The sequence below is a fragment of the Glycomyces sp. NRRL B-16210 genome (assembly GCF_000719515.1).
In the GTDB taxonomy this organism is placed as follows: domain Bacteria; phylum Actinomycetota; class Actinomycetes; order Mycobacteriales; family Micromonosporaceae; genus Glycomyces.
Map to the genome: position 1 here is coordinate 446,709 of NZ_JOGR01000010.1, position 21,159 is coordinate 467,867.

The 21,159-nt window shown below is 70.6% G+C and carries 17 protein-coding genes and 1 tRNA gene; 10 read left to right on the forward strand and 8 right to left on the reverse strand.

Annotation, left to right across the window (positions count from 1 at the left end):
• The first annotated feature begins 79 nt into the window (after positions 1-79).
• Positions 80-838, forward strand: a complete 759-nt coding sequence (locus IF12_RS0116190; RefSeq protein ID WP_166659610.1) for a response regulator transcription factor — start codon at positions 80-82, stop codon at positions 836-838.
• A 3-nt stretch (positions 839-841) separates the two neighbouring features.
• Positions 842-2,215: a cell wall metabolism sensor histidine kinase WalK gene (locus IF12_RS0116195; RefSeq protein WP_051704474.1), complete on the forward strand. Its 1,374-nt coding sequence runs from the start codon at positions 842-844 to the stop codon at positions 2,213-2,215.
• A gap of 126 nt (positions 2,216-2,341) precedes the next feature.
• On the opposite strand, the gene IF12_RS0116200 is transcribed toward IF12_RS0116195, so the two are convergent.
• The 3 genes from IF12_RS0116200 to IF12_RS0116210 are packed head-to-tail and all read right to left on the reverse strand — an operon-like array spanning position 2,342 to position 5,330.
• On the reverse strand, positions 2,342-3,193 hold the full coding sequence (locus tag IF12_RS0116200) for an ABC transporter ATP-binding protein (protein ID WP_197034748.1): 852 nt from the start codon (positions 3,191-3,193) through the stop codon (positions 2,342-2,344).
• Positions 3,190-4,263 carry an iron chelate uptake ABC transporter family permease subunit gene (locus IF12_RS0116205; RefSeq protein ID WP_166659611.1) on the reverse strand — a complete coding sequence of 358 codons (1,074 nt, stop codon included), beginning with the start codon at positions 4,261-4,263 and terminating at the stop codon, positions 3,190-3,192. Before IF12_RS0116205 ends, IF12_RS0116200 begins: the two co-directional genes overlap by 4 nt.
• Positions 4,260-5,330: an iron ABC transporter permease gene (locus tag IF12_RS0116210; protein WP_035749199.1), complete on the reverse strand. Its 1,071-nt coding sequence runs from the start codon at positions 5,328-5,330 to the stop codon at positions 4,260-4,262. Before IF12_RS0116210 ends, IF12_RS0116205 begins: the two co-directional genes overlap by 4 nt.
• A 116-nt stretch (positions 5,331-5,446) precedes the next feature.
• On the opposite strand from IF12_RS0116210, the gene IF12_RS0116215 reads away from it, so the two are divergent.
• Together IF12_RS0116215 and IF12_RS0116220 are read left to right on the forward strand one after the other, a co-directional pair.
• Entirely contained in the window at positions 5,447-6,475 is a 1,029-nt protein-coding gene (locus IF12_RS0116215) for an ABC transporter substrate-binding protein (protein WP_051704477.1), read from the forward strand.
• Positions 6,476-6,634: 159 nt separating this feature from the next.
• On the forward strand, positions 6,635-7,669 hold the full coding sequence (locus tag IF12_RS0116220) for an ABC transporter substrate-binding protein (RefSeq protein WP_030160175.1): 1,035 nt from the start codon (positions 6,635-6,637) through the stop codon (positions 7,667-7,669).
• A gap of 90 nt (positions 7,670-7,759) precedes the next feature.
• Here IF12_RS0116220 and IF12_RS0116225 read toward each other — a convergent pair whose 3' ends face one another.
• Positions 7,760-10,000 carry a hypothetical protein gene (locus tag IF12_RS0116225; RefSeq protein WP_051704478.1) on the reverse strand — a complete coding sequence of 747 codons (2,241 nt, stop codon included), beginning with the start codon at positions 9,998-10,000 and terminating at the stop codon, positions 7,760-7,762.
• Between the two features lie 212 nt (positions 10,001-10,212).
• A complete protein-coding gene (locus IF12_RS27045) occupies positions 10,213-12,543 on the reverse strand; it encodes a rhamnogalacturonan lyase (protein WP_166659612.1) in 2,331 nt (776 codons plus the stop codon).
• Positions 12,544-12,754: 211 nt separating this feature from the next.
• Between IF12_RS27045 and IF12_RS0116235 the strand changes: the two genes are divergently transcribed.
• From IF12_RS0116235 to IF12_RS0116245, 3 genes are all read left to right on the forward strand, one after another.
• Positions 12,755-12,829 (forward strand) — tRNA-Val (locus IF12_RS0116235).
• Between the two features lie 297 nt (positions 12,830-13,126).
• Positions 13,127-13,822 (forward strand): ThuA domain-containing protein, encoded by a 696-nt coding sequence (locus IF12_RS0116240; protein WP_030160181.1) that lies wholly within the window; start codon positions 13,127-13,129, stop codon positions 13,820-13,822.
• Positions 13,795-14,883, forward strand: coding sequence for a Gfo/Idh/MocA family protein (locus tag IF12_RS0116245; protein ID WP_030160183.1), 1,089 nt, complete (start codon positions 13,795-13,797; stop codon positions 14,881-14,883). The genes IF12_RS0116240 and IF12_RS0116245 overlap by 28 nt, the downstream gene beginning before the upstream one ends.
• Before the next feature lie 119 nt (positions 14,884-15,002).
• Here the strand turns inward: IF12_RS0116245 and IF12_RS0116250 are convergent, their stop codons facing one another.
• A complete protein-coding gene (locus IF12_RS0116250) occupies positions 15,003-15,860 on the reverse strand; it encodes a RimK family alpha-L-glutamate ligase (protein WP_051704479.1) in 858 nt (285 codons plus the stop codon).
• Between the two features lie 91 nt (positions 15,861-15,951).
• On the reverse strand, positions 15,952-17,061 hold the full coding sequence (locus IF12_RS26270; protein ID WP_197034749.1) for a hypothetical protein: 1,110 nt from the start codon (positions 17,059-17,061) through the stop codon (positions 15,952-15,954).
• A gap of 270 nt (positions 17,062-17,331) precedes the next feature.
• Here IF12_RS26270 and IF12_RS26275 point away from each other — a divergent pair, with 270 nt between their 5' ends.
• Positions 17,332-18,300: a S9 family peptidase gene (locus IF12_RS26275; RefSeq protein ID WP_197034750.1), complete on the forward strand. Its 969-nt coding sequence runs from the start codon at positions 17,332-17,334 to the stop codon at positions 18,298-18,300.
• A gap of 39 nt (positions 18,301-18,339) precedes the next feature.
• On the opposite strand, the gene IF12_RS25775 is transcribed toward IF12_RS26275, so the two are convergent.
• Positions 18,340-19,251 carry a hypothetical protein gene (locus IF12_RS25775; protein ID WP_133884336.1) on the reverse strand — a complete coding sequence of 304 codons (912 nt, stop codon included), beginning with the start codon at positions 19,249-19,251 and terminating at the stop codon, positions 18,340-18,342.
• Positions 19,252-19,357: 106 nt separating this feature from the next.
• Between IF12_RS25775 and IF12_RS0116270 the strand changes: the two genes are divergently transcribed.
• Positions 19,358-20,212 carry a class I SAM-dependent methyltransferase gene (locus IF12_RS0116270; protein WP_035749201.1) on the forward strand — a complete coding sequence of 285 codons (855 nt, stop codon included), beginning with the start codon at positions 19,358-19,360 and terminating at the stop codon, positions 20,210-20,212.
• A 59-nt stretch (positions 20,213-20,271) separates the two neighbouring features.
• Positions 20,272-21,147 (forward strand): transglutaminase-like domain-containing protein, encoded by an 876-nt coding sequence (locus tag IF12_RS0116275; RefSeq protein WP_051704481.1) that lies wholly within the window; start codon positions 20,272-20,274, stop codon positions 21,145-21,147.
• The last annotated feature ends 12 nt before the right edge of the window (positions 21,148-21,159 follow it).

Sequence of the window (21,159 nt, forward strand, 5' to 3'; positions counted from 1 at the left end):
GCCGAGGCGGTGAAATAGGCTGGCCGGGCGGTCGTGTGGACCGGCATCAGTCGTGTGGACCAGCATTGAGGAGCGGTGGATGACTTCGAGCAGCGGGCCGGCCGGGGCCGCACCGCCTGCGGTGCCGCTGCGCGGCGACGGGTCCCCCGCGCGCCTGCTGGTCGTGGACGACGAGGAGAGCCTGGCCGATCTGCTGGTCGAGGCGCTCTCGTTCCAGGGCTACGCGGTCACCGCCGCCCGCTCGGGCACCGAGGCGCTCGCCGCGGTCGAGTCCGACCGCCCCGACCTGGTGATCCTGGACGTCAACATGCCCGGCATCGACGGGTTCGGCGTGGCCGACCGGCTGCGGGCCTCGGGCGACCAGACCCCGATCATCTTCCTCACCGCCCGCACCGCCCCCGACGACCTGCGCGACGGGTACGGCTCGGGCGGCGACGACTACCTCATGAAGCCCTTCCGGCTCGAAGAGCTGTCGCTGCGCGTCTCGGCGGTGCTGCGGCGCACGCTCGGGCGCGAGGCCGCCCCGCGCGGCGGCGACACCGTCGCGGTCGCCGACCTCGTCCTCGACCTCGCCGCCCACCAGGTGACGCGCGGGGGCGCCACGGTCGACCTCTCCCCCACCGAGTTCCGGCTGCTGCGCTACCTCGCCTCGAACGCCGGGCGGGTCGTGTCCAAATCGGAGCTGCTCAAGCAGGTGTGGGGCTACGACTTCGACACCGAGTCGAGCCTGGCCGAGACGTACGTGTTCTACCTGCGCCGCAAGCTCGACAAGCTCGGGCCGCGGCTCATCCACACCGTCCGCGGGGTCGGCTACATGCTGCGCCCGCCGCAGGAGTAGACCGTGGCCATCCGCGCCAAGATCGCCTGGGCCATGGCGGTCCTGCTCATCGTGGCCGTCGCCGTGATCGGGCTGGTGACCGTCCGGGCCGTCTCCAGCCATCTGACGCAGCAGGTCGACGAGAACCTCCACAAGTTCATCAAGCAGGGGTTCCGGACGGTCCCGAATGTGGACTCGGACGCGCAGATGGGCTACAACGAGTTCGCGCTCATGGTGTTCGACGAGGACGGCGAGCTGCTCGACACCGCCAGGTCCGGCTACTTCGACGCCCCCGACTCGCCGCCCGACATCAGCGAGCCGCCCGGCAACGTCGGGTACTTCACCGTCGAGAGCGTCGACGGCGAGGTCACCTACCGGGCCATCGGGGCGACCCTGCGGATCGACGGGAACGTGTTCCACCTCGTGGTCGCGACCTCGATGAACGACGTCCAGGCCACCATCTCGACGCTGACGCGCACCGTCGTGGTCACCGGGGTGGTCGTGGCCGCGCTGGGCATCCTCGCCGCGTGGCTCATCACCCGGCGCGGCCTGCGGGTGGTCGACCAGATGGTCGCCGACGCCGAGACCGTCGCGGCCGGGAGCCTCGCCCACCGCATCACCGCCGCCGACCCGCGCACCGAGATGGGGCGGTTGTCGTTGGCGCTCAACCGGATGGTCTCGCGCCTGGCCGACGCGATCGGCCAGCGCGACCGCCAGCACGAGCGGCTGCGCCAGTTCGTGGCCGACGCCGGGCACGAGCTGCGCACGCCGCTGACGGCCATCGGCGGCTACGTGCAGCTCTACCAGTCCGGGGCGACCGCCGAGGGCGAGAAGCTCGACCGGGCCATGGACCGGATCGGCTCCGAGAACGCGCGGCTGGCGAAGCTCGTGGACGACCTCATGGTCCTGTCGCGTCTGGACGAGGAGGTCGGCGGCGACCGCGAGCTGGTCGAGCTGTCGCGGCTCGCGCAGGACGCGGTGGACGACGCCGAGGTGGCCGACCCGAACCATCCGGTGCGGCTCGACGCGGCCGAGGCGGTCACCGTGGTCGCCAACGAGGGGCAGCTGCGGCAGGTCCTGGTGAACCTGCTGAACAACGCGCGTGTGCACACGCCGGAGGGCACCGCGATCGACGTCGCGGTCGCCGTCGAGGGCGACTGGGCGCTGCTGCGCGTGGCCGACCGCGGGCCGGGCATCCCCGAGGAGCACCGGCAGCGGGTCTTCGACCGCTTCTACCGGGCGGACCCGTCGCGCTCGCGGGCCACGGGCGGGTCGGGCCTGGGCCTGTCCATCGTGTCCTCGATCGTGGCCGCCCACGGCGGTCTGCTGCGGCTCGACAGCGAAGAGGGCCGCGGGACCGCGATCGAAGTGCGCCTGCCGATCGCGCGCCTGGAATGACCCCGATCGCCGTCGACTGCACGGCAGACCCCGAAGCACCCGCCGATCACGCGTCTGGAGCAACTCGCTACACCAGGTCTTTGACGCCCGAAGCGCCCGCCGCACGCACGCCCGGAACGACCCTCGCTACACCAGGTCTTTGACGAGGGCGTCGGCTTCCAGTTCCCTCGCGCGAGAGGCGGCGCCCCGGTTGCCGGCGCTCGGGATCACCAGCGGCGTCCCGGTCTCGGGGTCGTCGATGATGCGGCACGGCAGGTCGAAGACCTGGTCGACCATGGCGGCGGTGACGATCTCGGCCGGCGGGCCCTCGGCGACGATGTCGCCCTCGCGCATCGCGATGAGGTGCGTGGCGTAGCGCGCGGCCTGGTTGAGGTCGTGGAGCACCGCCACGAGGGTCCGGCCCTCCTGGTGGAGCTTCGCGCACAGGTCGAGGACCTCGATCTGGTGCGTGATGTCGAGGAACGTGGTCGGCTCGTCGAGCAGCAGCAGCGGCGTCTGCTGCGCGAGGACCATCGCGATCCACACCCGCTGGCGCTGGCCGCCCGAGAGCTCGTCGACCCCCCTCGCGCCCAGCTCGGTGATGTCGGTGGCGGCCATGGCCTCGGCCACGACCCGCTCGTCCTCGGCCGACCACTGCCGCAGGATGCCCTGGTGCGGGTAGCGTCCGCGCGCGACCAGGTCGGCGACGGTGATGCCGTCGGGCGCGATCGGCGACTGCGGCAGCAGCCCGAGGCGGCGGGCGACGGCCCGGGTCGGCTGGGTGTGGATGTCCCGGCCGTCGAGCAGGACCTGCCCGGCGGTGGGTTTGAGCATCCGCGCCAAGGCCTTCAGCAGGGTGGACTTGCCGCAGGCGTTCGGGCCGAGGATCACGGTGAACTCCCCTTCGGGGATGTCCACGCTCAGGCCCTCGCTGATGGCCACGCGGCCGTACCCGATCGTGGCGTCCTCGACGATCAATGGGCTTTGCGAGTCGGTCACGACAGGACCCCCTTCTTGCGGTGAGCGATGAGCAGCCAGATGAGGTAGGCGCCGCCGACGACGCCGGTGACGACCCCGGTCGGCAGTTGGCGGCCGGCGATCCCGGCCACGGCCACCGCGTCGGCGGCGGTCACGATGAGCGCGCCGCAGATCGCCGCGCACGTGAAGCTGCGGGCCGAACCGGTCAGCCGGGCGGCGATGTGCGGGGCCGCGAGCGCGACGAACGCGAGCGGCCCGGCCACGGCGACCGCCCCGGCGGTGAGCACCGAGGCGGTGACGAGCGCGATGACGCGGGTGGCGCCGACGCGGACCCCCAGGCCGGTCGCGGAGGCCTCGCCGAGGCGCAGCGCGTCCATGCCGCGGAAGAGGAACACGATCACCAGCGTCCCGGCGCCCAGCACGATGGCGACCGTCGCGGCCTGCTTCCAGTCGCGCCCGGCGAGGTCGCCGGTGAGCCAGTAGATCGCGCGGAACGCGTCGATGATGGAGGTGCGGGTGAGCAGGTAGCCGTTGATGCCCGCGAGGATCGCGGCGGTGCCGATGCCGATGAGCACCAGGCGGTAGCCCGAGGGGTCCCCGCCGCGCGTGAGCGTCCAGATGAACAGGCCGGTGACGAGCGCGCCGACGGCGGCGAAGGCGGTGGTGACCTCGGCCGAGGCGCCGGTGACGATGATCGCGACCAGCGCGCCGGAGGTCGCGCCCTGGGTCAGGCCGAGGATGTCGGGGCTGCCGAGGGCGTTGCGCGTCAGGTTCTGGAACAGCGCCCCGGCCAGGCCCATGCACGCGCCGACGGCGAGCCCGGTCGCCAGGCGCGGCAGGCGCAGCGTCCACACGATGTACTCGTCGCCCTTCGTGCCCTCGTGGATCAGCGCGGCCCACAGCCGGTCCAGGCCGATCGGGGTCGAACCGGTCGCGGCCGACCACACGGCGACGGCGACGAGCACCGCGAAAGAGCCGGCGACGGCCACAAATACGCGATGGCGCACCCGGATCGAGAAGCCGCCCACGCGGAGGGACGTGGAACGCCCGGCCTCCCTCGGGGCGCGCAGCGGCGAGGACAACGCGCTCACAGCCTGGCCACCTTCCTGCGGCTGACGAGATAGAGGAAGAACGGGCCGCCGGCGACGGCGCAGACGATGCCGACCTGCACTTCGCTGGGGCGGCCGACGACGCGGCCGAGCACGTCGGCGGCGAGCAGGAACGCCGCGCCGGTCAGCGTCGAGTACGGCAGGACCCACTTCTGGTCGGGGCCGGTGAAGAACCGCACCACGTGCGGGACGACCAGGCCCACGAACACGATCGGGCCGCACACGGCCGTGGCCGTCCCGGCCAGGACCGTGATGACCGCGATCCCCACGACGCGCAGCACCCGCGGGTCCACGCCCAGGCCCGTCGCCGTCGCGTCCCCGAGCGCGAGCGCGTTCAGCGGGCGGGCCAGGAGGATCCCGGCGGTCGCGGCCACGGCGATGATCGAGGCCACCAGCAGCGTCGGGGCCACATGGGCGTTCACGAGCGAGCCGACCGACCAGAACCGCATCTGGTCGAGCGTCGCGGCGTTCATGAGCTGGATCGCCGAGACGTAGGCGTACCCGGCGGCCGTGACCGCCGCGCCCGCCAGCGCGAGCCGCGCGGGGGTCGCGCTCGCGGCCCCGGCGATGAGGTAGACGGCGACCGAGGCGGCCCCGGCTCCGGCGAAGGCGAAGAGGATGGTCTGGGTGAAACCGAAGGAGCCCAGGAAGAACGAGGCGGTGACGACCGCGGCGGCCGCGCCGGTGTTGACGCCGAGCAGGCCCGGGTCGGCCAGGGGGTTGCGGGTCATCGCCTGCATGAGCGCCCCGGCGAGGCCGAGCGCGGCGCCGGCGGCGATGCCGAGGACGGTGCGGGGTACGCGCAGTTCGGTGACGACGGGGTAGGCGTCCGAGGCGGGGTCGTTCAGTCCTGCGAGGACCTCGTCGAAGCTCATCGGGCGGGCGCCCACGGCGATGCTGAGGACGGCCAGGGCCGCGATGACGGCGAGGAGGGCGAGCAGTCCCGCGAGCAGGCGGGCGACGCGGCGGCCGTTCCGGGGGCGGTGTATCGGTTCGCTTGTGTCGCTTGCGGATTGGTTGTCCGCGGGGTGCGGTGGGGCCGCATCCATGGCGCGGTGGGCGGTTGACAAGTGCGGACTCCGGAGGGATAGCGACAGCAGTTTTGTTTAGGCTAACCTAACCTCATCGCCCCTGCCAATGCCGTCGCCCCCCGAAGGAGTTCGCCGTGCCACTGCGCACCGCCCCCGCCCTGACCCGCCGCCGCCTCCTCGCCGCCACCGGCGGCCTCGGCGCCGCCTCCGCGCTCGCCGCCTGCGGCACCGGGCCCGAGGCCCCGGCGACGGAGGGCGACCCCGACTCCGGGCCGTTCTCGTTCACCGACGACCGCGACCAGACCGCGGTCGAGTTCGACCACACCCCTTCGGTGGTGGTCGCCTTCACCGGGCTCGCGGCGGCGCTCTACGACTACGGCGTCGAGGTCGCGGCCGTCTTCGGGCCCACCACGCTCGCCGACGGCGCGCCCGACATGCAGGCCGGGCGGCTGCCGGTCGACGAGCTGACCGTCCTGGGCAACGTGTGGGGCGAGTTCGACGTCGAGGCCTACGCGCAGCTCGGGCCGCAGCTCCTCGTCTCGCACTACTACGAGGGCTACGACCTGTGGTTCATCCCCGAAGAGCGCCTCGACGAGATCGAAGGGCTGGCACCCGGCATCGGCATCGAGGTCTCGCAGCCGACGCTCGACCAGATCATCGACCGCCACGCCGCGCTCGCGGTCGCACTCGGCGCCGACCTGGGCTCGGACGCGAACGTGGAGGGCGTCGAGCGCTTCGGCGCCGCCGCCGGGGCGGTGGCCGCCGCGGTCGCGGACAAGCCGCTCAAGGCGCTGGCGGTCGGCGCCCGCGCGGACGGGCTCTACATCGCCAACCCCGCCGCTTTCAACCTGCTCGCCAAGGGAGTCGAGCTGGGCGTGGACTTCGTGGTGCCCGAGTCGCCCGACTCGGACGGGTACTGGGAGCCGCTGTCGTGGGAGAACGCGAGCAGGTACGGGGCGGACCTGATCTTCCTCGACGAGCGCACGGGCAACCTCCAGCCCGAGGAGCTGGCGGACTTCCCGACGTGGACGAGCCTGCCCGCGGTCGCCGAGGGCCAGGTCTACGGCTGGAACGCCGAGCCGGTGTACTCGCACGTCGGCGGCGCGATCGAGCTGGAGAAGATCGCCGCGCCCCTGGAGGCGGCCCGGCCGCTCGAAGGGTGAAGCGCGGCAGTGGCTGACGCCACGTGACGGGGCCGGTCCGGCAACCCGCGGTTTGATTAGGCTAGCCTAACCTGAGTTCGGCCGGGCCGCTGCGATCCGACCGCCTACCGGTTCCGACCGTCCTTCACGAAGACCACCCCTCCCGATTAGGAGACACACATGGCTTTCGACGCCGACAGCGTCAAGATCGGCCGCCGCGGCCTGCTCGCGGGCGGCGGCGCCCTCGGACTCACCGGAGTGCTCGCCGCGTGCGGCACCGACGACGGCGACGACGCCGACGGCGGATCGGGCGGCTCCTGGTCCTTCACCGACGACAGCGGCGCCACCGTCGAACTCGACGCCGTGCCCACCAAGATCGTCGCCTTCACCGGACTCGCCGCCGCCATCCACGACTTCGGCATCACCCCCACCGGCGTCTTCGGGCCGACGGTCAACGAGGACGGCAGCGCCACCACCCAGGCCGGGAACCTGCCGGTCGGCGACATCGAGATCATCGGCAACTCCTGGGGCGAGTTCGACCTCGAGGCGTACGTGACCCTCGAACCGCAGATCATCGCCACCCACTTCTTCCGCGACCCGTCCTCGCTGTGGTACGTGCCCGAGGAGCGCGCCGACGAGATCACCGACCTCGCCGAGCCCGTGCTGCTCGCCGCCGACGACGGCGAGAGCCACCTCGGCGACGTGATCGAGCGCCACGCCGCCTTCGCCGAGAGCCTCGGCGCCGACCTCGAATCCGAGGAGAACCTCGCCGCCAAGGAGCGCTACGACGCCGCCGTCGCCGCCCTCCAGGAGGCGGTGGCCGACAACCCCGTCACCGTCCTGGCCTGCTCGGCCGCGGCCGACTTCTTCTGGGTCTCCAACCCCGAGAGCTACCCGGACCTGCGGCTGTTCACAAGCCTCGGGCTCGAGGTCATCGTGCCCGAGAACCCCGACGTGGAGGGCGGCTCGTACTTCGAGAACCTCTCGTGGGAGAACGTCGACACCTACCAGGCCGACGTGCTGCTGCTCGACTCGCGCGAGGTGGCCATCCAGCCCGACGCGCTGGCCGAGTTCCCCACCTGGAACGCGCTCCCGGCCGTCCAGGAGGGGCAGATCGTCGGCTGGAACTCCGAGCCGACGTTCTCGTACGCGGGCTCGGCGCCGCACATCGAGGCCCTCGCCGAGGCGATCTCGAACGCCAAGAAGCTCATCTGAAGGCCCACAACTGAATAATGCAAAGTGAGAAGGGGCGGGACCGCCAGCCGGGTCCCGCCCCTTCGTTGCCGCCCGCGCCGGGCTTCGCGGCTAGCGCAGGCGGAGGGTGACGACCTCGGGGTCGTGGTCGGAGACGCCGTAGGCGCCGTAGGCGGGCTCCTCGCCGAACGCGTACGCGTCGGCGGGGTAATCGGAGTTGAGGTGCGCCGACACCGCCGACTCGACCTTCCGCAGCAGGTGCGGAGAGGCCCAGAGCTGGTCGATCGTCTGCGCCTGGCCCATGAAGGTGTAGGAGTAGGCGGCCTCCGGGTGGGCCTCCAGCGAGAGGTCGTACAGGTTGGAGAGCCCCGAGTCCTCGTAAAGGCCGGCGAGCTGGTCGGACGGGCCGGTCCAGTCCCCCGCGATGGTCTGCCCCTCGGCGAACGGGTCGTCCGGGCGCGGGAAGACGTTGAGGTCCCCGCCGGCCAGGATGTTCGCCTTGCGGTCGTGATCGAGGATCGCGGCGCTGATCGCGGCCAGGTAGTTCGCCTGCTCGGTGCGGTGCAGCACCCGCGAGTCCGGGCCCGAGGAGAAGTGGTTGTTGATCAGGTAGATCTCCTCGGTCTTCTTGCCGCGGGCGTCCTTGAGGTGGAACTTGGCCACCTGGGAGGGGCGGCTGAACACGTCGAAGCCGTTGCAGGCGAACACGCCCGAGTTCGTGCACTGCTCGACCACCGCGTCCGGCAGAGCAGCGTTGAGCGCCTTGGGGTTCTCCACGTCGGCGTTGATCGCGTCGGGCTCGGTCGGGTAGTCCACCTCCGGGCTCGAACCGAAGACCGGGTCCCAGTGCTTCACCTTGGACGGTTCGGCGAGCTTGGGCTGGTAGAGGAAACCGGTCATGATGCCGCGGGTGTCGGCCGAGTCGAGGTCGCCGAGCGCCTTGTAGGTGGGGCCCCCGTACTCGGCGATGAGGAGCGCCAGTTCCTGGAGCGAGTCGGGCGCGCCGTCGCTGTGCTCGTTGGCCTCGCCGGTGTTGACCAGGTCGCAGACCAGGCGGTCCTCGCCGAGGTCCGAACGCTTGGTCCACTTCGGATTGACCGAGCACACGTCCTGCGCCTCGCCCTCCTGGGTCATGAGGATCGCCGGGCTGTGCAGGTCGTCCACGATCTGCGCGGCCTCGCGCTCCATGCGCGCCTCGTACTCCTCGTACGTGGCGGGCACGTAGTCGAAGGGCGGGTTGACGTTCCCTTCGGGGTCCTCGGGGTCCACGCAGCCCTCGTCGCCTTCGAAGTCGCACTCGGAGTTCGGGTTGTCGCGCGTGTCGTAGAGGTTCTCGATGTTGTACGAGCCGATCGCGACCTCGTGGCGGCCGGCCGGCTCGACCGGGTTGTTCGCCGCCGGCTCCAATCCGCCTTCGAGCACCAGGTTCTCGGCGACCTCGACGGTGTACTTCGCGTACGAGAGGTAGACGCCGCCGGTGGCGGCCTCGGTGATGACGTCGAAGGTCTTGGCCGGGGCGATGATCGAGTCCAAAGTGCCCTCGGTCGCGCGGATGCCCAAGTCCCCCAGGACGAACAGGTAGCCGTTGCCGTCGTCGAAGGCGCCCTCGACGGTGTCGAGCGGGTGCGCGTCGCGGAAGGCGCGGGCGGCGTAGCCGTCCTGCTGGGCCGCCGCGGCGTCGCCGCGCATGGCCCAGACCTCGCCGCCGGTGGAGGCGTACACGTCGCGCCCGGCGGTGACCACCGAGTCGGCCGGGACGGTCATCTGCATCCCGAGGTGGCGGCGGAAGTACTCGGTGGACGCGGTCTTGTCGTCGGGCGGGTCGATCTCCACCGAGGCGACCTCGGCGAGCGGGTCGAGCCCGGTCGCGACCACGTCGTACACATAGGCGGAGCCGCCGCTGAACTGGGTGTTCCCGTAGTAGTCGCCGACGACGGCGCGCACCACGATCTCCTCGCCCACGCTCACGGTCCAGTTCGCGCCCAGCTCGGCCTGCGCGGGCGAGCCTTCGAGGGTGCGGACGGTCGTGAACTGGTTGTTGAACACGAAGATCCCGTCCGAGGAGAGCGGGTCGCCGTCGGTGGCGCCCTCGCGCTCCTGGAGGAAGAAGCCCCGGTTGCCCGCCGGGTCCAGGGTCTCCTGGGTGACCACGCCCTGCACGTAGACCGTCTCGCCGGCCAACGGGGAAGAGAAGTCGGTGTCGCCGTCGGCGATCGCGCCCTGCACCTCTCCGATGTGGACGATGTCGATGCCAGTCTGGGCCTGGGCCGCGAACGCGAAGCCGGAGGCGCCGATGACCGCCGCGGCCGCTGTCGCCGCCGCGAGGCGGGCGCGTCGTCTGAGGGACTGCACGGGGGAAGCTCCAATGCTCGTCGCAATGCCTGGTGATGGTGCCCCGCTGCGCGAAAGGCAGGATGATGGGGCGGCCTCCACTCAACCGCACCGCCGGGACGAATGCAAGGCTTCCGGATGAATTCCTCGTATCATCCCATGTCTACCTGGAGCCGGACATGACGAAGGCGGGGCCCTGGGAGCAGCCCCGCCTTCGCGTCCGTGGCGGCCGGTTAACGCCCGCGGTGTTTCGGAGTGCGGTAGTCGGGCACCGTCACCTCGCCGAAGTCCATGTCCGAGGCCAGGTAGAAGCTCGTGTACTGCGGCTGGTTGTAGGTGGTCTGCTGGTTCGCCACGCCGACGCGGTACTGCGGGTCGTGCATGAGCGTGAACAGCTTGTGGTCGGTGACCTCGGTGGAGAGGTAGACGCGGATCGCGCTGGAGTCGGTGGTGCGCACCAGCAGCTCCTCGCGCCAGTCGCCGAGCACGTCGGCCACCAGGCCCGGGTTGCCCTTGGTCCAGTTGTTCGTCAGGGTCCCTTCGGCCTCCAGGAGCACGCCCCGCGTCCAGTCGTCGATCGTCGGCGTCTGGAGCACGTCGGTGGCCGTGCCGTTGACGAACTGCGTGGTGAGGTCCGCCGACCAGCGGATGCTCATGTTGGTGCCGGGCGCCGCGCCCGGGATCGGCTCCCCGGCGGCGGTGAACAGGCCCTCGGGATCGCCGGCCTCGTTGGGCGGCAAGGAGGCCCAGGCCTCCAGGCCCGGGATCGACGGGTCGATGTCGCCGACCATGCCGCGGCCGGTGTCGCGGCCGGTGTAGCCGCCCCACAGGACCTCCCCGGTGGCGGCGTCGCGCATCGCGTAGCCGTAGGGGGCCCAGGTGCCGCCCTCGAAGACCGAGAAGATCTCCAGGCCCTCGTTGTCGGGGTCGAAGTCCCCCACGTGGAGGGCGTCGCCGTGGCCGAGCTTGGCCCAGGCGCCGGGGTTGGCCGAGTCCTCGGGCATGGTCGCGTACGAGGAGTACAGCAGCGAGCCGTCGTCGTCGAGCGTGGCCGCGCCGTAGATGATCTCCTGCTTGCCGTCGCCGTCCACATCGGCCACGCTCAGCGAGTGGTCGCCCTGCGTGGTCAGCGTGCCCCACTCGGGGTCGGGGCCCTCGACGCCGTGGGGGCCGTCGTTGAACGGGTTGGACATCGGGGCGTGGCCCGAATCGGCCTGCCAGCGCTGGGTCAGACGCTTGCCGTCCCAGTCGAAGGCGGTGATCGTGGTCCGCGTGTAGTAGCCGCGGGCGAAGATCGCCGACGGGTGCTTGCCGTCGAGATAGGCGACGCCCGACAGGAAGCGGTCGACGCGGTTGCCCGGCTCGATGCGGCCCATGGCGTAGTCGCCCCACAGGAGGCCGTCGTCGCCGCGCTCGACCGGGAAGTCGATCGTCTTGAGCTCCTTGCCGGTCTTGCCGTCGAACACCGTGAGGTACTCGGGGCCGGACAGGATGAAGCCCTCGAAGTTGCGCAGCTGGTTGTTGCCCGAGCGCGCGGGGGCGTAGACGTCGATGAAGTAATCGGCGAGCGTCTCGGCGTCCTCTTGCGACAGCGGGTAGTCGAAGTCGAACTCCTCCTCGGCGCCGAGGGCGGCCTCGATGGTGGCGGGCCAGTTCCCGTCCACGACCTCGGGGTGCTGGTCCCAGCTCTGGAAGATGCCGACCAGGTGGTCGTAGTAGCCCTCGGCGGAGAGCCGGTAGTCGTCGGAGTGGGAGACCCCGGCGTTGACGTCCTCGCGGGGCAGGGTGATGTAGCGGGTCTTCCCGCCCTTGCCGTAGGACGTGGTCTTCGTCCCCGGGGCGGTCTTGAGCATGACCTCGGCGATGCCGTCGCCGTCGAAGTCGTAGACGTCGAACTGGGTGTAGTGCGCGCCGGCGCGGATGTTCACGCCGAGGTCGATGCGCCACAGGAGGTCGCCCTCCTGCGTGTAGGCGTCGAGGTAGACCGGGCCGGTGTAGCCGACCTGGGAGACGTCCTTGGAGTTCGAGGGGTCCCACTTGACGACGTACTCGTACTGGCCGTCGCCGTCGAGGTCGCCGGGGCTGATGTCGTTGGCGGAGTACGTATAGCTCTCGCCGGCGGGGGTGACGCCGTCGGCGGGCTTCTGGAGCGGGATGTCGAGGAAGGCCTCGGACCAGGGAGTGACGGTGTCGGAGGCGCCGCCGCCGCGCTTGTCGGCGACGACCTTGTACTTCGACCGGTCCTTGCCCTTGACGTCCAAGAAGTTGGTCGAGTCCGAGACGGTGGCGATCTGCTTGCCGTCCCGGTAGACCTTGAAATTGACACCGGTCAACCCTGAATCGTTATAACCGGTCACCTCGTCGGCGAGCAGCCGCCAACTGAGGAAGACACCGCCGTCGACCTTGGCCGCGACCAGGCCGCGGTCGAGCCGCTCGAGCTGGATCTTGTCGCCGTGGCCGCCGTGGCCGCCATGGCCCTGGACGGAGGCCGTGACCCCGGCCCCGGCCAGCGCACCGACCAGCGATACCGCGACGATCTTGCGAAACATTGTGGGGGGACTCATCGAAGGGGCTCCTCGATTGACTACGAGGCCAGTGGAAACGCGCCGAACGCCACGAGGGGGACGCCTCCCCAACCTCAATTGAAACGATTTAACGCATCGAAGACTATCGACATCAATCGCCCCTGTCAAGATCCACCCTGTGACGGCCGGTACCCCGAACCCCCCACCGGACTCCCCCGAACCCCAATCCGGTACAGTTACGCCTCGTCCCGGTCGATTAGCTCAGCGGGAGAGCACTCGCTTCACACGCGAGGGGTCACTGGTTCGATCCCAGTATCGACCACCACGCCCGTTCTATTAGAACCCTGGTCCCTTGAATAGGAACTAGGGTTCTTTTCGTGCCCGCCGTCCCGTGAACGGCACGGCAGCACTCCGCCTCGCTCCAACCCGTGTGCGTCATGAACACCTTCGGGGCGGGAAGCGCGGTCACGAACGTCCAGGCGGGGTTGTGCCTGGACGTGTCGGGTGGATGCTCGGGCCCGCCGTGTCGCAGCCCTTTGTTACCGTGCGCAGAAAGCTTGCGGCGACCCTGCGGGCCGCAATGCCACCCGTGTCTGTGAAGGAGACCCGAAAGTGCGACCAGATGGCTGACGCGCTGATCGTCCGAGGCGGTTGGGAGGGGCACGCGCCCGTCGAGGCGACGGAACTGTTCCTGCCCTTCCTGCGGGACAACGGATACACCGTGCGCATCGAGGAGACCCGGGACGTGTACGCCGAGGATCTCGGCGCGGTCGACCTCATCGTCCAATGCGTCACCATGTCGGAGATAACCGAACCGCAGCTCGACGGCCTGCGGAACGCGGTCGCGGCGGGGACGGGACTCGTCGGCTGGCACGGCGGGATCGCCGACTCCTACCGCGCCTCCTCCAACTACCTCCAGCTCATCGGCGGCCAGTTCGCCTGCCACCCCTCCAAGGAGCCCCACCTGCTCGAAGGCGGCCAGGAGGACAACTACCTGCCGCACGCCATCGAGGTCACCGACCTCGGCCGGGAGCATCCGATCACCCGCGGCATCGACGACTTCGAGCTGCACACCGAGCAGTACTGGGTACTGCACGACGACCTGATCGACGTCCTCGCCACGACCACGCACCCCACCCGGCCCTGGCACCCGTGGCATCGCCCGATCGTGTCCCCGGCGGTCTGGACGCGGCGATGGGGCGCCGGTCGCATCGTCGTCGCCACCCCCGGCCACAGCGTCGACGTGCTCCGGCACGAAAGCGTCCGCACCATCATCGAGAGGGGCATGCGGTGGGCGACCCGCACGGCATCGGCATAGTCGGCTTGGGGGCGATCTCCTCCCAGTACCTGGCGACGATCAAGGCGCACCCGCTCATCGAGGTCGTCGCCGTCGCGGATCTGAACCCGGCTCGGGCGGTCGAGGTCGCCGCCGAGACCGGGGCGAAGGCGGTCACGGTCGACGAACTCGTCAACGATCCCGAAGTGGGCACCGTCCTCAATCTCACGATCCCCGCGGCCCACGCCGACGTCGCGCTCCGGGCGCTCGCGGGCGGCAAGCACGTGTACGGCGAGAAGCCGCTCGCGGCGGCCTTCGACGACGCCGAGCGCGTGGTCGAGGCCGCGAGAGACGCGGGCCTGGTGGTGGCAGGCGCCCCCGACACCGTGCTCGGCACGGGCATCCAGACGGCCAGGGACGCCGTCGATTCCGGGCGCATCGGCACGCCCACTTCCGCGGCGGCCACCATGGTCGTCCCCGGGCACGAGCTGTGGCATCCGAACCCCGACTTCTACTACGCCGAGGGCGGCGGGCCGCTGCTCGACATGGGGCCGTACTACGTCACGGCCCTCGTGCACCTGCTCGGCCCGGTCGTCTCGGTCTCCGGCGCCGCGAGCCGGTCCCGCGACGTCCGGACCATCCGCAGCGGACCGCGCGCCGGGGAGCGGGTCCCGGTCACCGTCGACACCCACGTGACGGGCCTCCTCCAGCACGCGGACGGTGCGGTGAGCACGATCCTGATGAGCTTCGACGGCGTCGCCACCGCGGCGCCCCCGATCGAGGTCCACGGCACCGAGGGATCGCTCACGGTCCCCGACCCGAACCAGTTCGACGGCGACGTGACGCTCCGCCGGCTCGGTAGCGATCAGAACGTCGCGCTTCCCGCGAGCGCCGGTTACGCGGACGCCGGTCGCGGCATCGGCCTGATCGACATGCTGCTCGCCGACCCGGGCCGCCCGGCCCGGGCGAGCGGCGCCCTCGCGCTCCACACCCTCGAAGTCATGACCGCGGTGCTCCGGTCGGCCGCGGTGGGGCGTCGGCTCCCGGTGGTGACCTCGGTCGAACGCCCGAGCATCGTCCCGCTGACCGAACGCGCCTCCTGAAACGGTCGGGCGAGCTCCGCGCAGGCGTGCGGCCCACCCGACCGTCGCGATCCCGCGGCGAACTGCGCCACCGGCCGAGCGGCCCGTCCGATCCGTTCCGACCGGTAAAGGCGCGGGACTCAACGGACCAGTGCCGCGACGAGTCGCGTGACGGCGGCGGCGTCGGCCTGCGGCAGGAACAGCGACGGCTCGTTCAATTCCACTTCGAGCACGCAGAACCGCCCCTCGTCATCGCGGACGAGATCGACCCGGGCGTAGACCGGCGTCCCGAAACGTTCGGCGACGAAGTCCACCGCGACCTGGGCGACCTCGATCTGCGCCGCGGTCGCCGTATGCGCGGCGTTGGTCTCCTCGGCGAAGAGATCGTCGACCGTTCCGGCCTGCGGCACCGCGACCCGCTTGCTGGCGGCATGGCTGAACCGTCCATTGAAGAAGACCAGCGGCCACTCGCCCTCGACGGCGATCGACTCCAGGAACGGCTGCACCAGCACGACCTGCCCGGACGCGTGGAGCCGAGCCACGTGCGCGATCGCGGCCTCGTGCTGATCGGACGCGTACGACGCGACCTCGCGGCTGCCGGCGCCGACGGCCGGTTTGACCACGAAGCCGCCGTCGGGGAACGTCGCCGCCGAGCCCGGTGGCACGTAGACGGTCGGCGTGACCGGAATCCCGGCGCGCTCCAGCTCGGCCAGGTACCGCTTGTCGAGGCTCCACCGCACGGTCGCCGGCGGATTCACCAGCTCGCTGACCGCGTCGACCTCGTCGAGCCAGCGCAGGAACTCGGGCAGGCGCTGCGGATAGTCCCAGGCCGACCGCAGCACGACGCGGTCGAAGCCCGACCAGTCCGCCGCCGGGTCGTCCCAGTCGAGCACCTCGACCGCCACCCCGGCCCGCCGCAGCGCGTTCACCGCCAGCGGCTCGTCCTCGTCCCGGCCCCGGGCCTCCCTGGCCGTCACCCACGCCAATCGCCTGATCACGCGAACACCGTATCGAACCTTCCCGACCGCCGAGCCTGGGCCGCATGCGGCGCACCAGAGTCCGCCCGGGGCGGGTCTCGGGCTCGAACTGTCAGCGCTCTGCGTCCGGCCCGGCCTCCGCTCGGTCCGATTCAAGACGGGCACGCGGCACTCCCGCGACCGGCGCCGGGCGCCAACCCGCAATCGCGGCGGCGAGATCGCTGTGGCGGAATCGGTAGGTGCCACCGGGTTCACGGCGGAGGACGCCGACGCGGTGCGCTTCACGCAGGAAGGCCATCACGCGCCACGGCAGCCCTCTCGGCGCCAGGAACAGGACCACGAGTCCCAGATGGACGAATGCGGCCGCGCCCGCCCGGCGGTGGCGGAACGCGAGCACCCATTGGATCCCGTAGTACAGGCCGCCCGCGAGCGCCGTTGCCAGAGTGACGACGATGCTCAACCACAGGATTCCCGAAACGACGTAGCCGACGATGAACGCCGGTATCGCGTAGCCGACTCCGAACACGTACCCGACGCGCAGGTCGCGCCGCAGCAGCAGGTCGGGGTGCGTTGCGATCGGCGCGGGGTCGGGCGCGATCACCGCGTACAGCAGGGAGATCGGAAATGCGAACGCGAAGGCGAAGAGCAGGCTGGTCGCGAGGTCGAGGAACACCAGTCCGAGCACTGCGACGAAGAGGAACAGCGGCAGACCGCTCCTGACGGCGGCCATGAGGTGGTCGCGGTTGACCTCGAACTGGGTCTCGGACGGCCCGGGCGGCGGGTTCCGCACGCAAGCGCCGCCCAGGGCCAGGCCCGCGCCCAGACCGATCAGGCAGCCGATCCACCATGCGGGCTCGGTCGGCACCCCCACGGCGTCGAGGAAGATGGACATGCCGAAGCCGAACGACGCCACCGTGACGACCACGGCGAGGATGCCGGCCACGAGGCGGGTCGGCAACGGGGCGAACGAGGAGAACCGCCACCAGGCGATCGGATCCCAGGTGTCGCCGCGGCGCGTGCGCTCCGCCAGGAACTGAAGCCAGCGCATGGCTTCGGCCCGTCGCAGACGGCCCCGGCGGCGGTCGTCTCCGCGCAGTGTGAGGGCGAACCTCGTAGGTGCGAAGAGTCCGAGGACGTGCGCCTTCAACGCGTCGACGTCGGCGAACCGGGTGAGTTCGGCGGGGTCGCCGTCGGCGTAGACCTCGGGTACGAGTGCGAGCACCAGCGGTTTCGACAGCGCTCGGGCGCCCACCGAATCCCGGTTGACCACGGCCAGCACCGGAGCCCATGCGGCGCTTCGCGAAACAGGAACGGACGCCTTGAGGTACCGCTTGATCTGTCCGGAGGTGAGCTTCTGGAGTTCGACAACTGGCCGTGGCCGGGGAAGGCGGTCCCCTCGCCGATACCCGGGGACGCCACGGTCTGGTTCACCGGAGACGAGCGGGGCCATTGCCCGGTCTTCCGGCGCGACCCCGACGGCACGGTCACCCGATTGACCGCTTCCGGCGTCTATGCCTCGTTGTGCATAACGCCCGACGGGTCCACTCTCTACGGACGGCGCAGCGCGATCGACAGCCCGCCTCGCGTGGTCCGGCTCGACGCCGCCGAGGCCGATCAGCAGCCCACGTTCCTCGATGCGCCTGGCGGACTCGGTTCGCTTCCCGGCACTCTGACCGAGATGCACGCGGAGGCGGACGACGGGTTCGGATTGCGCGCCTGGCTCGTCCTGCCCGAGGGCGCCTCGGCCGAGCGCCCTGCGCCCCTGATCGTCATCCCGCACGGCGGACCGCAGCGGTCCTGGAGCGCTTGGACGTGGCAGTGGAACCCGTGGCCGCTCGCCGCCCGCGGCTACGCGGTGCTGCTACCGGACCCGGCGCTGTCCACCGGGTACGGGCAGCGGATGCAAGAGCGCGGCCGGGGCGAATACGGCGGCCGGCCCTACCGCGACGTCATCACGCTGACGGACGCGGCACTGGCGCGCGACGACCTCGACCCGGCCCGGACGGGCCTCGCCGGCTGGTCCTTCGGCGGCTACCTGGCCCTCCGGACCGTGACCCGCACCGACCGTTTCAAGGCGATCGCCTCGCACGCCGGGATGTGGAACCTGGAAGCGTTCCAGGCGGACTCGGCGATGCATGCCTACTTCCACAAGATCTTCGGCGATCCGTTGACGCAGCCCGAACGTTACGAGGCCGACTCACCGCACCGTGACGCGGCGAGGATCACGACACCGATGCTGATCGTGCACGGCGGCAAGGACTACAACGTGCCGGTGAGTCAGGCGTTGGGCCTGCACAATGACTTGAAGCGGTTCGGGGTGCCCGTCTGGTTCCTGTACTTCCCGGACGAAGGCCACGGCGTCGGCAAGCCGTACCACCTCCGTCTCAAGTACGAGACGGTGCTGAACTTCTTCGACCACCATGTCCTCGGACAGGAGTGGCGACGGCCCACACTGTTGTGATCCATCGTCTGCCGGCCGCCCCAGATGCGCTGGAAGGTCTCAGTTCTCGTCGTCGTCTCGGCTCCGTGCCTCCGGTCCCACCGGTAGCGGCCAGGCGGTGGTGGGTCCTTCGCGTGTCATCAGTGATTCCAGGCGTCTTGAGAAGCCCGGGCCGACCAGCGACTCGGCAGCCGGCATGACCGTCCCCTGCTGTTCACGAATACTGTTGAGTCGGACGATCTCGCTTGCGTAATCCTCGACGGTCGACGTCGTGGACGCTTCGAGCTCTGCGACGTCGAGCAGGCGTTTCACTTCGATCATCGGTGGATCGATGCCCTCGGCCACGGCGGCGGCCAGTCGGGCATGACCGTCCAGCACCGCGTAGGAGTCCAGGCCGCTGACCCACCAGAGCAGAACGGGAGGCAGAGCGTTCTCGCGCGCGAGCCTTCGGTACGCCTTGACTCTGCCTTCCTCGGCTTGGGGCATCGATCGCATCGGCATGACATCGTGAAGGCTGTAGTGGTCCCACCAGTCGATGAATCCGTCTTCGTCGCCTTGCACTATCTGTGCCGGGGTCTTTCCTCCGTGTGGCCCCTCCGCAAATCCAAGCCAGTCCAGCGGCTTGAGGATCCAACGGCCGTCGTGCAGGGGACCTGCGTCTTGTTCGGCAAGGCAGGCGGCGATCCAATAGGACCAACGAGACGGATCGGCGCCGAATGCGCGGGCCCTCGATGCGCGAATCGGCGGGAGTGGCGAGTGGTACTCCCGTGTCCTCCGGAAGTCCACGCCGCCTCGATCAGGCTGGAGTCTCCCTTCCCAGAACACTTCACCGTTCTGCTCCAACAGGATTCGGTGCGCAGCCGTACGCACCCGCAGACTCGGGCGGCGGCGACCCGTGACGTGCAGTATCAGGCCCTGCCACCGATCGTCGCGGCCGGACAGGGGCTCTCGGTGAATCCGCATGGCTTCCATGAGAGGGACTCCTGAACGTCGCTCGTCGGGTGCGGCGATTTTACACGTCGCGGGCGTGGACGCCCAGGTGCTTTTCCTGCGTTGGTGGTTTCAGTAGGGTGTTGCTGTGGCGAATGAATCGATGCGGCAGAACTGGACCGACGGGGCCGCCGGGTGGGTCGCGAACCAGGCGATCTTCGACGCGGTGTTCGCGCCGGTCACGGCGGCGATCCTCGCGAAGGCCTCTTTGGGGACCGGGCGGCGGGTGCTCGACATCGGTTGCGGGACAGGGACGCTGCTTGCGGCGAGTGTCGCCGCAGGCGCTGAGGTCGTCGGTGTGGACATCTCGGAGGGCATGGCCGCGGCTGCTCGCGGGCGTGTGCCCGAGGCGACGGTGGTCGTCGCCGACGCGCAGACCGCGGATCTGCTCGCCGAGGTTCCGGGGGCGCCGTTCGAGCGGGTCGTCTCGCGCTTCGGCGTCATGTTCTTCGAGGACCCCGAGGCGGCGTTCGCGAACATCCGCCGTGCGGCCGCGCCGGGGGCTCGCCTCGTGTTCGCCTGCTGGCGAGGCGAAGCGGAGAACCCGATGTTCAGCTTGGGTTCGCAGATCCTCATGGACCGGCTCGAACCGGAGCTTGAGGATCCCGCACCCGGCGCTCCGGGGCCGATGGCGTTCGCCGATGCCGATCGGCCTGCCGCAGTGCTGGCGGCCTCCGGGTGGGAGGCGGTGGAGGTCGAGGCGTTCGACTTCGTGTGCGACTACGGGATCGACGGCAGTGACGGTGTCGAGGAGCGGCTGACCACGATCCTCGCCGGCGGCATCGGCCGACTCGCCAGGGAGCAACTGGTGCCGCGCCTCGGCGAGGACGGCTGGGCGGCGGTCGTGGAGGAAGTGCGCAGCGAACTGCGAGATAATCTCGTGGACGGCACGGTCCGGTTCCCGGGCGCGGTCTGGATCGTCTCCGCGATCAACCCGGCCTGAGCGGCGCGGTTGTCACACCGGGGCAATACGATCGGCGCAACCACCGAACGGAGCCGACTGTGACCACCGACTACTACCTCCGGCCGGGACCGTTCACCGATCCCGGGCCGCATCGAGAGGCTCTTCTCGCGCTGCCCGGCAATATCCCCGCGCTGCTCGACGCCCTCCACGGCCTACTTATCCACGAGCACCTCACCTGGGCCTACGGCGTCGAGCACCGCCCCGAGCACAACGAGACCTCGAACCTGCGCCACGCCGAGGACCTCCTCGGCCGCCTCCTCGCCGACGGACGGCCGCTCACCGAGCCCCGTGAGGCGGATCGGCGACTGGGCGGCACCTGCCGCCACTTCACGCTGCTGACCGTTGCCGCCCTGCGCGCCCACGGCGTCCCCGCCCGCGCCCGCTGCGGCTTCGGCGCCTACTTCAAGCCGGACGTCTTCGAGGACCACTGGGTCGCCGAGTACTGGAACGCCGACGAGGGCCGCTGGGTCCTCGTCGACGCCCAGATCGACGACCGCCAGCGGGAACTGTTCGGCACCGATGTGGACACCACCGACGTCCCCCGCGACCGGTTCATCGTCGCCGGTGACGCCTGGCGGCGCTGCCGCGCCGGCGAGGACGACCCGAACCGCTACGGGCTCAGCGTCACCGACGAGTCCGGCGCCTGGTGGATCGCGTCGAACCTCATCCGCGACACCGCCGCCCTGTCCAACCTCGAGATGCTCCCCTGGGACGACTGGGGCGCCATGCCCGGACCCGAGGACGAGATCGGACCGGACCTCACCGAACTGCTCGACCGACTCGCAGCCCTCACCGCGAACCCCGAAACCGCCGCGGAGACCCGCCGGCTCTACGACCACGACAGCCTGCGAGTCCCCGAGAAGGTCCACAACGCCAGTAGAGGCCACGACGAACCGACATTCCTCCGCGCCTGAGCGCGACGGTTC

Coding starts and splice junctions, on each gene's coding strand:
- IF12_RS0116190 (WP_166659610.1), top strand. CDS start 80: ATGACTTCGAGCAGCGGGCCGGCCGGGGCCGCACCGCCTGCGGTGCCG.
- IF12_RS0116210 (WP_035749199.1), bottom strand. CDS start 5,330: ATGGATGCGGCCCCACCGCACCCCGCGGACAACCAATCCGCAAGCGAC.
- IF12_RS0116220 (WP_030160175.1), top strand. CDS start 6,635: ATGGCTTTCGACGCCGACAGCGTCAAGATCGGCCGCCGCGGCCTGCTC.
- IF12_RS27045 (WP_166659612.1), bottom strand. CDS start 12,543: ATGAGTCCCCCCACAATGTTTCGCAAGATCGTCGCGGTATCGCTGGTC.
- IF12_RS0116240 (WP_030160181.1), top strand. CDS start 13,127: ATGGCTGACGCGCTGATCGTCCGAGGCGGTTGGGAGGGGCACGCGCCC.
- IF12_RS25775 (WP_133884336.1), bottom strand. CDS start 19,251: ATGGAAGCCATGCGGATTCACCGAGAGCCCCTGTCCGGCCGCGACGAT.